Annotated in this window: 14 protein-coding genes; 7 read left to right on the forward strand and 7 right to left on the reverse strand. The window is 70.3% G+C overall.

The features are described from left to right. Positions 1 to 31: 31 nt before the first annotated feature. Complete coding sequence (locus OG828_RS36645) at positions 32 to 718, forward strand: class I SAM-dependent methyltransferase (protein ID WP_328503582.1); 687 nt, start codon at positions 32 to 34, stop codon at positions 716 to 718. Positions 719 to 822: 104 nt separating this feature from the next. Continuing rightward, positions 823 to 1,299: a DoxX family protein gene (locus OG828_RS36650; protein ID WP_328366535.1), complete on the forward strand. Its 477-nt coding sequence runs from the start codon at positions 823 to 825 to the stop codon at positions 1,297 to 1,299. A 155-nt stretch (positions 1,300 to 1,454) separates the two neighbouring features. Here the strand turns inward: OG828_RS36650 and OG828_RS36655 are convergent, their stop codons facing one another. Continuing rightward, positions 1,455 to 2,114, reverse strand: a complete 660-nt coding sequence (locus tag OG828_RS36655; RefSeq protein ID WP_328503583.1) for an RNA-binding S4 domain-containing protein — start codon at positions 2,112 to 2,114, stop codon at positions 1,455 to 1,457. Between the two features lie 109 nt (positions 2,115 to 2,223). On the opposite strand from OG828_RS36655, the gene OG828_RS36660 reads away from it, so the two are divergent. After that, positions 2,224 to 2,919, forward strand: coding sequence for a uracil-DNA glycosylase (locus tag OG828_RS36660; RefSeq protein WP_328503584.1), 696 nt, complete (start codon positions 2,224 to 2,226; stop codon positions 2,917 to 2,919). A gap of 37 nt (positions 2,920 to 2,956) precedes the next feature. Next, positions 2,957 to 3,919, forward strand: a complete 963-nt coding sequence (pip, locus tag OG828_RS36665) for a prolyl aminopeptidase (RefSeq protein WP_328503585.1) — start codon at positions 2,957 to 2,959, stop codon at positions 3,917 to 3,919. Here pip and OG828_RS36670 read toward each other — a convergent pair. Further along, positions 3,916 to 4,581, reverse strand: a complete 666-nt coding sequence (locus OG828_RS36670) for a GntR family transcriptional regulator (protein WP_328366549.1) — start codon at positions 4,579 to 4,581, stop codon at positions 3,916 to 3,918. The genes pip and OG828_RS36670 overlap by 4 nt on opposite strands. Positions 4,582 to 4,799: 218 nt before the next feature. On the opposite strand from OG828_RS36670, the gene OG828_RS36675 reads away from it, so the two are divergent. Further along, positions 4,800 to 6,278, forward strand: a complete 1,479-nt coding sequence (locus tag OG828_RS36675; protein WP_328366552.1) for an NCS1 family nucleobase:cation symporter-1 — start codon at positions 4,800 to 4,802, stop codon at positions 6,276 to 6,278. A gap of 5 nt (positions 6,279 to 6,283) precedes the next feature. Then, entirely contained in the window at positions 6,284 to 7,003 is a 720-nt protein-coding gene (locus OG828_RS36680) for an aspartate/glutamate racemase family protein (protein WP_328503586.1), read from the forward strand. An 81-nt stretch (positions 7,004 to 7,084) separates the two neighbouring features. Here the strand turns inward: OG828_RS36680 and OG828_RS36685 are convergent, their stop codons facing one another. From OG828_RS36685 to OG828_RS36705, 5 genes are all read right to left on the reverse strand, one after another. Continuing rightward, the gene (locus tag OG828_RS36685; RefSeq protein ID WP_328503587.1) at positions 7,085 to 7,591 is read right to left on the reverse strand and encodes a GNAT family N-acetyltransferase; all 507 of its coding nucleotides are present in this window, start codon (positions 7,589 to 7,591) and stop codon (positions 7,085 to 7,087) included. Next, positions 7,588 to 8,007, reverse strand: a complete 420-nt coding sequence (locus OG828_RS36690; RefSeq protein WP_328366561.1) for a RidA family protein — start codon at positions 8,005 to 8,007, stop codon at positions 7,588 to 7,590. Before OG828_RS36690 ends, OG828_RS36685 begins: the two co-directional genes overlap by 4 nt. A gap of 48 nt (positions 8,008 to 8,055) precedes the next feature. Continuing rightward, on the reverse strand, positions 8,056 to 9,078 hold the full coding sequence (locus OG828_RS36695) for a GNAT family N-acetyltransferase (protein ID WP_328503588.1): 1,023 nt from the start codon (positions 9,076 to 9,078) through the stop codon (positions 8,056 to 8,058). A 65-nt stretch (positions 9,079 to 9,143) separates the two neighbouring features. After that, on the reverse strand, positions 9,144 to 9,851 hold the full coding sequence (locus tag OG828_RS36700; protein WP_328503589.1) for a hypothetical protein: 708 nt from the start codon (positions 9,849 to 9,851) through the stop codon (positions 9,144 to 9,146). A 121-nt stretch (positions 9,852 to 9,972) separates the two neighbouring features. Beyond that, positions 9,973 to 10,485, reverse strand: coding sequence for a hypothetical protein (locus tag OG828_RS36705; protein ID WP_328503590.1), 513 nt, complete (start codon positions 10,483 to 10,485; stop codon positions 9,973 to 9,975). Positions 10,486 to 10,681: 196 nt separating this feature from the next. On the opposite strand from OG828_RS36705, the gene OG828_RS36710 reads away from it, so the two are divergent. Next, the gene (locus OG828_RS36710) at positions 10,682 to 12,580 is read left to right on the forward strand and encodes a tetratricopeptide repeat protein (protein WP_328503591.1); all 1,899 of its coding nucleotides are present in this window, start codon (positions 10,682 to 10,684) and stop codon (positions 12,578 to 12,580) included. Positions 12,581 to 12,607 lie beyond the last annotated feature (27 nt).

Here is a 12,607-nt window from a genome sequence, read left to right on the forward strand (position 1 = left end):
TGTGGGCCGTTGTGCGGGCATGGGGCTGACCATGCGAAGTGGACATCAGGGGACGGGACCCGGGGCGATCACCCCGGACGGCTGTGCGGTCGAGTTCTACTCTCGGCTGCCCGTGGGGGGAGAGCCGGACATCATCGCCGGGGAGGTCCCGGCGGGCGCGGACATCCTGGAGCTGGGCTGCGGCGTGGGGCGAATGACCCATCCGCTGCTGGAACGCGGCTTCACGGTCACGGCGGTGGACGAATCCGCGGAGATGCTCGAACGGGTCCGCGGGGCCCGCACCATATGCAGCGCGATCGAGGATCTCGACCTCGGCGAGAGATTCGACGTGGTGCTGCTCGCGTCGTTCCTCGTGCACTCCGGTGACATCGAGGTGCGGCGAGGGCTGCTGCGGTCGTGCGTCCGGCATCTGGCCGACGGAGGCTGCGTGTTGATCCAACGGGAGGGAGAGGACTACCACAGGGACATACCGCGCGAGCGCGTCGATCCCAGCGGCTTCACCGTGCGGGTCGCGTCCTCGGAGCCGGTCGGCGACGGGGTGAACTCGGTGCGCGCGGAGTATGAGTTCCCGGACGCGGTCTGGACGCAGACGTTCCTGGCACGGCCGCTGACGAAGGAGCAGTTCGAGGGGGCGTTGGCGGAGGAGGGGCTGAGGGTGGACAAGTACCTGACGGACGATCGGACATGGGTGCGGGCGGTTCCCGCCGCCGGGGGGTGAGTCGAGGCGACTGAGAACGGGTCGCCGGGCAGCGATGAGTTCTGGAGTGGGTGCCGGTCTACCTCTGTGACAGCAACACGGACCGCTGCACACAGGAGACCCCGATGTCCGAGCCCACCGCTTCGGTCAGCACCCCCGCTTCCGCCTCGTCCCGCCGTCTCGTCATCGCCGAGTCCGCGACCGCCCGTGGCCGGCGTGCCCGCATCGCCCTGCGCGGCCTGCAGGTGCTGCTCGCCCTCTTCTACGTGATCGCGAGCGCACTGCCCAAGCTGATCGCGCACCCCACCGCCGCCGAGGGCTTCAACGAGATGGGCTGGGGCAGCACGGGGATGTACATCATCGGCGCCCTCGAACTGGCCGGAGGCATAGCGCTGTTGATTCCGGTACTGCAGTCGGTGGCGGCGTTGGCGCTGAGCGGTCTGATGGTGGGCGCGTTCGTCGTCACCCTCACGTACTTCAACGGGGAGAACGCCGCGACTCCGCTGATCCTCATCGTGCCGCTCGCGCTCATCGCCTGGGCTCGGCGAGGGCACAACGCGGACCTTCTGCGGCTGGTGCGGCTGGAGCGACGACGGGCGTGAGGGGACGATGAGCGTGAGGGAGGGGCGGCCGGGGAGGCCGCTGCTGTGAGGCCGGTGCCTTGTCCTTGGGCAAGAGGCACCGGCCTTCGAGTGGCGTTCTGCGCGGTGTGCCCCAGCGGTGGCCTGGCATCGGCGGGCGAGGCCGGGACCTGCGATCAGCGGCCTTCGGATCGGCCTCCCGTGGGGCGGCCTCCTGCCGGACGGTCCCCCGTGGCGCGGCCGCTCAGTCCGCGCAGCGCCCGTAGGCGTTCCAGCTCGCGGCGGTCTCGTTTGGTCGGGCGGCCCGTGCCCCGGTCGCGGATGCCGGCGGGGGCGACGGCCTCGCGGGGCGGGGGCGGCGGGCTGTTGTCGACGTAGCACTGGACGGCTACGGGGGCGCCGACCCGCTTCCGGATCACGCGCTTGACGATGACGATCCGCTCCCGGCCTTCGTGCCGCAGGCGGACCTCGTCGCCGACGCGGACGGAATGGGCGGGCTTGACGCGCTCGCCGTTCACCCGCACGTGGCCGCCCTTGCAGGCGGCGGCGCCCATCGAGCGGGTCTTGACCAGGCGTACGGACCAGATCCAGCTGTCGATGCGGACGGTCTCGCCGTTCTGCGGGCGGGCGGCTTCGGCGGCGTCGTTCGCGGCGGCAGTCTTGGCGTCGGCCGGGACGGCGGTGGTGGATGTGGCCGGTGTGGCGGGTGTGGGGGCGTCGACGGGGACGGGGCGCTCGTGCCCCTCATGCCCCTCGTGCCCTGGTCCCTGAGGCGTGGCCCCGTCGCCGTTCGCCCAGCCGTTCGTCTCGTCGTAGTCCATAGCCTTCGAAGCCATGTTTCGACCTTAGTCCTCCGCACCGGATGAATCGGCCGGGATTTCCCAGCGGCGAAGCCGGCGCCCGAGGAGCAGGAGGGCAGCCTGGGCCTAGAGCTACCGTTGCCCTATGGACGGTCTCGCCGATCTCGACCAGCGGGTCGCGGGCTGTAGGGCCTGCCCGCGGCTGGTCGCCTGGCGTGAGGAGGTGGCCCGTACCAAGCGTGCTGCCTTCGCCGACTGGACGTATTGGGGGCGGCCGGTTCCGGGGTTCGGGCCGGGGGATGCCCGGTTGCTGGTCGTGGGACTGGCGCCGGCCGCGCACGGCGGGAACCGCACTGGGCGGATGTTCACGGGTGACCGTTCCGGAGACGTGCTGTATCAGGCGCTGTACGACGTGGGGCTGGCGTCGCAGCCCAGTTCCGTGTCGGCGGACGACGGGCTCGAGCTGTACGGCGTCCGAGTCACCGCGCCCGTGCACTGCGCCCCGCCCGCGAACAAGCCCACGCCGGGCGAGCGGGACACGTGCCGTCCCTGGCTCGTTCAGGAGCTGAGGCTGCTGCGGCCGACGGTGCGGGCGGTGGTGGTGCTCGGTGCCTTCGGGTGGCAGGCCACGCTGCCCGCGCTCGCGGAGGCCGGGTGGAGCGTGCCGAGGCCGCGTCCCGTCTTTGGGCACGGTGTCAGGGTCCCGCTCGACGGGCTCGACATCTTCGGTTGCTTTCACGTCAGTCAGCGCAACACCTTCACCGGCCGGCTCACGCCCGCGATGCTGCGGGACGTACTCCGCACGGCGGCCGGGGCGGCGGGCCTGAGCCGCGCGAATTGAGGCGACCTGACCGTCGTCAGGACATTAGGGTGCGCGGATGGCTCTCTATCCGGAGATCGAACCGTACGACCACGGCATGCTCGACGTCGGTGACGGCAACCGCGTGTACTGGGAGACCTGCGGCAATCCGCACGGCAAGCCCGCGCTGGTGCTGCACGGCGGTCCGGGATCGGGATGTTCGCCGTATCCGCGGCGCCTGTTCGACCCGGCCGCGTACCGGATCGTGCTGCTCGACCAGCGGGGCTGCGGGCGTTCGACGCCGCCGACGAGCGCGTATGAGACCGACATGAGCGTCAATACGACGGATCGTCTCATCGCCGATCTGGAGCTGCTGCGGCGGGAGTTGGGGATCGGGCGGTGGCTGGTGTGGGGCGTGTCGTGGGGCTCGGTGCTGGGGCTGCGGTATGCGCAGACGCATCCCGAGGTGGTGTCGGAGCTGGTGCTGACGGGGGTGGCGACCGGGGCCAACCCCGAAGTCGCCCTGCTGACCAGGGGACTTGGGAAGATCTTTCCGGCGGCGTTCGAGCGGTTCGTCGGTGAACTGCCCGTCGACGAGAGGGACGGCAACCTCGCGGCCGCGTACAACCGGCTGCTCGAGTCACCGGATGCGGAGGTGCGGGCGCGGGCCGCGCGGGCCTGGACCGACTGGGAGACGTCGACCATTCCCGCGCCGCCGCGTTCGGTGCCGCGGTTCGAGGATCCGGTGTTCCGTCTGGGATTCGCCCGCACGGTCACGCACTACTGGGGCAACGATCACTTCCTGGGCGACGGCAATGACCAGGGCGTCGTCCTGCGTGATGCGCACCTGCTCAAAGGCATTCCCGGCACGCTCGTCCAGGGCAGCCTGGACTTCGGCAACCTGCTCGGCATCGTGTGGCGGCTTCATCACGCCTGGCAGGGAAGCGAGTTGGTGATGATCGACGAGGTCGGCCACGATGCCGGGGCGCCGGGGGTGGCCGAGGCGCTGGTGGCGGCGACGGACAAGTACGCGGTCCGCTAGGGAAGTTCGGCCTCGCCGAACAGCTGCCGTACCGTCGAGCGGTAGTTGGTCCGCACGTGGGCGAGTGCGTGAGCGCGGGCTCGCTCCGGGTCGCCGGAGGCGATCGCCTCGTACAACTCGCGGTGCTCCACGAGGAGTTGGGGCCATTCCTCGTTCCGCCGGGTCATCCAGCGCAGGCGGCCGGCGACCGGTTCGAGGGCCTGAAGCAGCAGGCTGTTGTCGGCCATGGCCACGATGCGGTCGTGCAGGCGGCTGTTGATGTCGGTGATCGCCTCCGCGTCCCCGGCCTCGGTCGCGGTGGCGGCGCGCTCGAGCAGTTCCTCCACCTCGGCCAGGTCCTGCGGGGTCGCGCGCGCGGCGGCCAGTCCCGCCGCGTACACCTCGAGCGCCTCGCGCAGCTCGAAGAGTTCCTTGACGTCGTTCGGGGTCAGCCGGCGGACGACCGTACGGCGTGGCGTCTCGAAGTGGACGAACCCCTCCGCGACCAGCGCGCGGATCGCTTCACGGACCGGCACGCGGGAGACGCCGAAGCGTTCGGCGAGCTCCCGCTCCACGAGCCGGTCGCCGGGGCGGAGGCGGCCCGCGATGATCTCCTGTCGCAGGTTCGCCAGGACGCGCTCGCGAACCGCGCCGAGGGGTTCGATCTTCGTCACGGAGCTCATGGAGCCATCTTCGCCGACTCAGGGCCTGTTTTACGGAGCGTTAACAGCAACGACATCGGTCGGAACGGTTGACGGGAGGACTATGTCGGCAGTTTGGTATACCAAACGCGTTGCCAAGCGACCGGAAACAAGCCACCGGAATCAAACCGCCGGAAAGCAGTCACCGGACCAAGCCACCGGAAAGCCTTCCTCCTCCGTCCCCCGTCCATGGAGGCCCCGTGTCCCTCGCCGACCGTGCCGAAGCCACCGGCACAGCAGCGTTCGTCCCCGATCCCCGGCTCACCAACGAAGACCTCGCCCCCGCGGGCAAGCGCAACTGGAAGGTCTTCGACCTCTTCGCCATGTGGATGTCCGACGTCCACAACCTGGGCAACTACACCTTCGCCGCCGGCCTGCTGGTCCTCGGCATGAACGTGTGGCAGGTCTTCACGTCCCTGCTCGTCGGCTTCGTGCTCATCTACATCGGCATGAACTGGATGGGCAGCATCGGCCAGCGCCACGGCGTGCCCTTCCCGGTCGTCAGCCGCATCAGCTTCGGCGTCTGGGGTGCGAACATCCCCGCGCTGATCAGGGCCGTGATCGCCATCATGTGGTACGGCATCCAGACCTACCTGGCCTCCGTCGCGGTCAACGTGATGCTGCTCGCCGCCTGGCCGGGCCTGGAGTCCTGGACCCACAGCTCCTTCCTCGGTCTTGACGCGCTCGGCTGGGTGTCCTTTCTGTCCCTGTGGCTGATACAGGCGGCGATCATCAGCCAGGGCATGGAGTCGGTGCGGAAGTTCCAGGACTTCTGCGGACCGGCGATCTGGGTGGTGATGATCGCGTTGGCGGTCTGGGTCCTGGCCAAGGCCGGCTGGACCATCTCGCTCACCTCGACCCCGCATCCGGTCTCCGTCGGCGAGCAGTGGCGGCAGTGGTTCGGCGCGATCGGCCTGATCCTCGCCACGTACGGCACTCTGATGCTCAACTTCTGCGACTTCTCCCGCTTCGCGCCGGACTACCGCACCGTGCGCCGCGGCAACTTCTGGGGCCTGCCGATCAACTCGACCGCCTTCGTGGTCGTGTCCGTGATCGTCACGGCCGGCTCGCTGGAGGTCTTCGGCGAGGCCATCACCGACCCGGCGGAGCTGGTCGCCAAGGTCGGCAACACCTGGGTGCTGGTGCTGGCGGCCCTGACCTTCGCCATCGCCACCATGGGCGTCAACATCGTCGCCAACTTCGTCTCACCGGCGTACGACCTGGCCAACGTCTGGCCCCAGAAGATCACCTTCAAGATCGGCGGCATGATCAGCACGGTGGCCGCGCTGCTGGTGACGCCGTGGAACCTCTTCTCGAACCCGACGGTCGTCCAGTACTTCCTCGGCGGCCTGGGTGCCTTCCTGGGACCCCTCTTCGGCGTGATCATGGTCGACTACTACTGGGTCAAGCGCGGCCGGGTCGACGTCAACGAGCTGTTCGACGCCACGCCCGGCTCGCGCTACTACTACAAGAAGGGCGTCAATCCCAAGGCGCTGTGGGCGTTCCTGCCGGCGGCGGGAGTCGCGGCGGTGCTGGCCCTGGTGAAGACGTTCAGCGATGTGGCGCCGTACTCCTGGTTCATCGGCACCGCGTTGGCGGCGGGGCTCTATGTGCTGCTGTGCCGCAGCGAGCGGGCGGCTGCCCCCGCATCCGTTTCCGAGAAGCCCGTGGAGGTCTGAGGAACGTGCGGATCGTCGTCACCAACTGCAACACCACGCAGGAGATGACCGCGGAGATCGTACGAGGTGCCCGGGCCGCCGCAGGCCCGGGCACCACCGTGACCGGGCTGACCCCCGCGTGGGGACCCGAGTCGGCGGAGGGCTGGCTGGACAGCTATCTGTCGGCCGCGGCGGTCCTCGACACGTTGCGGACGTATGAGGGTCCTGCGTACGACGCCGTGGTCATGGCGGGCTTCGGGGAGCACGGGCGAGAGGCCGTCCGGGAGTTGGTGGACGTACCGGTCGTCGACATCACGGAGGCGGCGGCGCATCTGGCGTGTCTGCTCGGCCGGCGGTACGGGGTGGTGACCACGCTGGAACGGTCGCGTGGGCAGATCGAGGACAGTCTGGAGACGGCGGGCGTCGGGCGCAATTGCGCGGCCGTCGTGGGAACAGGGCTGAGCGTCCTCGACCTGGGTGACGCCGCGCGCACGGAGGCGGCGTTCCTGACGGCGGCCGAGCGGGCGTGCGCTGCGGGGGCGGAGGTTCTTGTACTGGGGTGTGCCGGGATGACGGGGCTTCAGCGGGCTGTGGGGGAGAAGCTGGGCATTCCGGTTGTCGACGGGGTCGGGGCGGCGGTGAAGCTGGCGGAGTCGCTGGTGGGGCTGGGGCTGATGACGAGCAGGGCGGGGAGTTATGCGAAGCCGGTGCCGAAGAGGAGGGTGTGGGGGTCGTCGGCGGAGTGACGGCTGTGAGGAACGCCGTCGGACCATCGTCGGAGTGACGGGTGCGTGGGGCCGTCGGCGGAGTGACGGCCCGTGACCGGTTCAGGGCCGCCAGGCATACCGGATATCGGGCTCCCGCTCCTCGTTGCCGCTGCCGTCGGTGCGGTGGACCTCTGTGAAGCCGTGCCGTTCGTAGAAGCGCTGGGCGGGGTGGTTGACCTGGAAGGCCCACAGGGCGAGGCCGGTGGGGCTGAGCTCCTTGGCCAGGGCGACGAAACGGTCCCCGATGCCCCGCCCGCGCCAACCGGGGTCGAGATACAGCGCGTTCACTTCCTCGCCGTCCAGGGTCATCATGCCGACGACCACACCGGCGCCCCCGCTCTCGACCATGGCCTCCGCGACCCACGTCGTGCCCCGCGGTATCACCACGTCCCGGAAGTACGCGCGCACCTCGTCGTCGGAGTGGGCCCGCCCGACGGTGGGCAGGGCGGCGCTGTAGGAGCGCAGCCACACGTCCGCCGCCGCGCGGGCATCCGAGGCGGAGGCCCGACGGAGGACGACGGACATCATGAGCTCCCCTTCCGGTTCCGGGGCGACAACGGACGTCATGCGCTCGCCTCTTCCGGCTCAGGGACGACGGCCGTCGCCGTGATCTCGACCAGCTGCCCGGTGTAGCCGAGGCAGGCGACGCCGAGGAGCGTGGACGAGTGCGGTCCCGCACTCAGCCCCGACGCCTCGACGACGTCCCACACGGCGGACAGCACCGCGGTCTCACCGCTCACGACATACACGTCGGTCGATACGACATGGGCCAAGTCACTCCCGACCGACCGCAGTTGCACACGCAGGTTGGCGATCACCTGCTCGGCCTGTCGCACGGGATCTCCCTCCCCGACCAGCTTCCCCTCGGCGTCGAGCGGCACGGCCCCGGCGAGGAACGCGAGCTTCGTGCCGGCCTCGACGACGGAGGCGTGGGAGTAGGTCGGCGGAGGAAAGAGACTCGGGACGGTGACGCGCTGGATCACGGCGGCTCCTCGTGCGGTGAACGGGCAACCTGCCGATCATCCGTGCTGTCACCCGGGTACGGCATCCGAATTTTCCCGCTCGCCGAACCGCTCGCCGAACCGCTCGCCGAACCGCTCCCCGAACGGCACAACCCGGCCGTCGGCATACGGGCTCTCCACACACCAGCCCTCCTCCCGGGCAACCCGCTCGAAGATCGCGATCTTGTAGGCGAGTCCCTCCGGCTCACCGATGTCACACGACCATGCGGCCTCGGACCGCTCCTCCTCCCCTCGCACCAACGGCCAACCCCGCACCGCGAGGTGCAGCGCCAGTGTCGAACGCGCATACAGGCGTACGGCATCGCGCTCATCCCGCATACGCCGATACCGCTCGGTCTCCCGCAGGCGGAGCCGCCCGCCGGCGTTCCTGGCCACGAGGAGCGGGACCATCGCCGTGGACCCGCCGCTTGTGGGCCCTTCGCCCGGCTCTTCCGAGTCGGCGATCAGAAACGTCAACTCACCATCCGTCTCCATGACTTCATACCGGGGCAGATAGGCAAGCCTGGCGAATCCCAGCGCGTGCTTCCAGGACGTGACCCACAGCCCCCGGCCGAGGTAGTAGCGGACGGTCCGATGCCAGGTCCAGTGCGTGTCCAGACGGAACCCGTGCAGCCCTTCGGCGCGGCAGGCGTCGTACACCATGTCCAGGACGGCCGACGCGATTCCCCGCCGCCGGGCCACGGGATGGACGTAGAGCGAGGAGAGTCGCAACGCGCCCGCGCCGATGGGCCAGGTGTCCACGGCGACGGTCCCCACCGTGCCGCACCCGCCACCGGGTGTCCGAATCCAGTACCTCCTTCCGAAGTCCTCGTCGTACCTGTACTCGCGCCCCGACGAGCCCAGTCGGACGCGTAAGCGCTTCTCCCCGGAGACCGTGAGCGAGTCCGGGTCGACGCAGGTGCCGAGTGCGCCCTCCGCGAGTGAGGCGAGATCCCAGAGACCGAACCGGCGGCCCTCACCGAAGGTGACGGGGCGCAGCCAGGGGGAGGCCGCCAGACGGTCGTGCACGCGGAGAGCTTGATCATCCTTCATGGGCCCGGAGGCTAGGTTCACCGCGGTCGACGGCGCAGGCGCTGCCGGATCCTCGCCGGGAGATGTCATTCCGGCGGTGGACCCCACTCCCGTTCACGCAGCTGCCGTTCGCACTCCTGTGCAAGGTGCGGGTACGCCTCGGCGATGGCTGTGTAGACGCGTCGCCGCAGGAGATCTTCGGCCGCCGCGCGTCCGGTGCTGCCGTGCAGTCCGCTCAGGAGCTCGTCGTAGCGGGTGAGCCGATGGCGGAGGTAGTCGACCTTCCATCGGTCGAGGTCGGGAGGGCCGGTGCCGTCGGCTGTGGGGGGATCCGCACTCTGTCCCCACCTCTCGTAATTCCTCTGGCCGTCCTGGCAGTTGTGGTGGTCGACCGCCATGGCCGCCAGCTTCCGCTCGGCCAGCCGCGGCACGTCGACCGGCTCCGCCGCGATCCGGGCCAGCACTTCCTGCCGACGGCGCTGGGCGGCCGCTTTCGCCGACGCGGACCGTCGCGCGGCTGCTGCCGCCACCGCCCGGAACTCCTCGCTCCGCTCGGCGGATTCCACCCGCTCGACGAGGTAGAGCCGAATCTGCGGGGCGGCACGGAAGTGCGGATTGACCCGCAACAGATCGGGTTCACCGAGCAGTCGGCGCACCATTCCCGGCGTCCAGCCGCGAGCACGCAGCCCGGCCGCCGAGATGTGCGCACGCGTCGACCGCAGGCCGCCGCCATCCTCCGCACCGTGTTCCCGACCGCCCTCGTCCCAGCCCTCGTCCCGCTCCAGCACCGTCATCGCGCACCCCCGTAGCGCTCTCGTCTGTCACGCTCTGTGACGACGAGATCAATTAGAGCGCACGCCACTGACAATCGCCCCAGCCGAGCCGGAGGGCCGGAGGGCCGGAGGGTGCTGCGTGTCAGGACACCGACATGAAGTGCCGGGCTTCGAGGCCCCGCTCACGCACCCGGACCGTCAGGACCCCCGTCGGCCAGCGGGGGGGGGTGCCCCCATCCGCGGTTCGCCCGCCCGGGGACCGCGGTGCCGGAAGGTCGATCAGATCGCTCACCCCCGCCACCTCCTGCAAGGTCCGCGCCAGCGACACCAACGACTGCCGCACGGCCTCGATCTCGCCGCGCAGCGCGTCGGCGTGCTCCCACTCACGCTCGTACGCCACCGGATCGCGTCCGCCCGGCCGCTGGGACTCGTACGCGCTCAGTCGTGGATGCCACGACGCGAGCAGCGGTCGCAGCACACGGTTGAGGACGGTCACGGCGAGGACGCCGAAGCTGACATGGCCGGGAGCCAGGGGCGGGGCGACTTCGGGGCCGTAGCGGCGGAGGATCTCGCGAGTGGTGTTGAAGATGGTGTAGAGGGAGGACAGCGCTTCGCGCAGGAAGCCCTCGTCCCGGTCGAGTTCCTCGACCGACACCCGCGTGATCGGCTCCAGGTACAGCTCCCAGGCCGCGCTGCGCTCCGCCTCGGCCGGCTCTCAGGTCCCGGAGATCTCGCCGACGAAGGGAATCGTCAGCTTGGCCGTGATCTGCGACGGACCGCCGGACTCAGTCGCCTGCGCTGCCTGCGTCTCATGATCGCCCTCCCGGGTACCCACAGTAGGGTAAGTCGCCGTGTGGGACGTCTTCCTCAGCTACAGCCGCGGTGACTTGGAGTGGGTGCGTCCGCTCGCACGTGCGCTGCGCGACGGTGGTCTTGAGGTGTTCACGGACGAGACGGGAGTCGCCTCCTTCACCGGCATCAGTGACACCATCTGGCGCGAACTGGCCCGTGCCAAGGCCCTGCTGGCGTACTACTCCACCGGTTACCCCGAACGCGAGGCCTGCCAGTGGGAGCTGACCACCGCGTATCTCGCCGGACTTGGCGAGGGTGACCCGCGACGCCGCGTCATGGTAGTCAACCCCGAACCGGGAACCGGCCACATCCACCCCGTCGAACTCCGCGACGCGCGACACGCCTCGGCCGACGACATCGACGCGGTCGTGGCCGACGTACGCGCGCACGTCTCCAGGCTCGACGGTCCGATGGCGCCCGCTCGGCACGGGGTACGGCGATGGGTGTCCGGCGTGCCCCAGCCGCGCGCTGAGTTCCTGGGGCGCCTGTCCGAGCTGTGGCAGGTGCATTCCGCGCTGCACGCCCACACCGCACCCCTGGTCACCGGCCGCCGCACCGCCGCGCACGCCGTCCAGATCCGCGGCATGGCGGGCATCGGGAAGTCGCTGCTGGCGCTGGAGTACGCCGTAGGGTTCGAAGCGGCGTACCCGGGCGGGGTCTTCTGGCTGAACGGGGAGTCGTACGAGGACTCGCTGCGCGAACTCGGCCCGAACCTCGGTGACATGGGCGAACCGTTCCTCTGGATCGTCGACGCCGTCCCCGTCGGCCGGCTCACCCAGCGCGAGGTCGCGGCGATGGCCGCACCGCACCCGCTCGGCCACACGCTCTTCACGCTGCGCGGTCGGGCGTACGACGGACTCGGCACCCTTGTCGACCTCGGACCGCTCGACGAGCGGCACGCGCGCGTGCTGATCGGCGACGACGTGCTCGCTCAGGCGGTGGAGGGGCATCCACTCGCACTCGCCCTCCTGGGCCGCGCGGTCCGGGCGGGTCACGACCCGCGCACCCTCTACGACCGTCTGCACGCCCGGGACGGCTCCCTTCTCGACATGCTGGCCGGCGACGACGTCACGGCGTCCCTCGTCCGGGATGTGAGCACGAGAGACGCGTCCGATGTCCTGCGGTGCGCGGCGGCTCTGCACCCGCTGCCGCTGACCGTCGAGGACGCGGAGCGCGTCCTGGCCGCCGCCGACCGAGTGCCGCGTGCGGTGGCCCACCGGCGTGCCCGGAACGGCGTCGCCGAACTCCACGTACGAAGCCTCGTCACCCCCGCTCCCGACGGCCGCTGGCAGCTTCACCCGGTCACCCTGCACGCCTGGCACCATCACGACCCGGCCCCCGCCCGTACCGAGGTCCTCCGGCACGCCGCCCTGCGCACCCTGTGCGCCCGCCGCGACCCGGTTACGCTGGGCCTCCCCGGAAGCCGAAGGGAGGCCCCCATGGCAGCACCCAGTGAGTCGGAACGGATGGCCGCCTTCGACATCCAGGTCGAGTTGGTCACCCGCATCGGCGTGCAGGAACTGGCACCGGGCACCGGCAGTCTGCGCGAGGCCCTGACCTCCCTGAAGTCCCTGATCGACTTCACGCGCGCGACGCTGCACACGTACAGCATCGGGCTGGAGCGCGGCACGGAGGGCGGCACGCCGACGGTGCAGAGCCTGGCGTACTCCTTGATCAACGACGCCATCCGTCCCTTCACCGGCACCTGGCACCCCCGGCTCGCCGCCTACGAGGCGCGATGCCCGGCCGGCGTCGCACCGCTCGACCATGAGGCGTCCTGGCCGGAGGCGGCGGCCATGCGGGACGAACTGGCGCGGCTGCGGGAGCCGTTGCTGCGCATCGCGGAGCGGCTCGGAGGAATCTCCGGGGCGGATTTCGGAGTGGCGGCGACGGGTTGAGGCCCCCCGCGTAATTGCGTGGAGTCG

This window comes from Streptomyces sp. NBC_00457 (genome assembly GCF_036014015.1).
Lineage (GTDB): Bacteria > Actinomycetota > Actinomycetes > Streptomycetales > Streptomycetaceae > Streptomyces.